Annotated in this window: 1 rRNA gene; it reads left to right on the top strand. The window is 55.3% G+C overall.

Going from position 1 to position 548, the window contains the following annotated elements:
- Positions 1-548: ribosomal RNA gene (locus ACFFSY_RS22960) — 16S ribosomal RNA — on the top strand; the annotation flags it as partial.

Here is a 548-nt window from a genome sequence, read left to right as displayed (position 1 = left end):
GGAAACGAATGCTAATACCGGATATGCGGTTTGCTCGCATGAGCGAATCGGGAAAGACGGTGCAAGCTGTCACTTACAGATGGACCTGCGGCGCATTAGCTAGTTGGTGGGGTAACGGCTCACCAAGGCGACGATGCGTAGCCGACCTGAGAGGGTGATCGGCCACACTGGGACTGAGACACGGCCCAGACTCCTACGGGAGGCAGCAGTAGGGAATCTTCCGCAATGGACGAAAGTCTGACGGAGCAACGCCGCGTGAGTGACGAAGGTTTTCGGATCGTAAAGCTCTGTTGCCAGGGAAGAACGAGTGGGAGAGTAACTGCTCCTGCTATGACGGTACCTGAGAAGAAAGCCCCGGCTAACTACGTGCCAGCAGCCGCGGTAATACGTAGGGGGCAAGCGTTGTCCGGAATTATTGGGCGTAAAGCGCGCGCAGGCGGTTTTGTAAGTCAGGTGTTTAAGCTCGGGGCTCAACCCCGATTCGCATTTGAAACTGCAAGACTTGAGTGCAGAAGAGGAAAGTGGAATTCCACGTGTAGCGGTGAAAT

Origin of the sequence: Paenibacillus aurantiacus (assembly GCF_042431225.1) — a bacterium.
Classification (GTDB): Bacteria; Bacillota; Bacilli; order Paenibacillales; family Paenibacillaceae; genus Paenibacillus_Z; species Paenibacillus_Z aurantiacus.
Note: the sequence above shows the minus strand (reverse complement) of the source record. Positions and strands in the feature narration are given on the sequence as shown.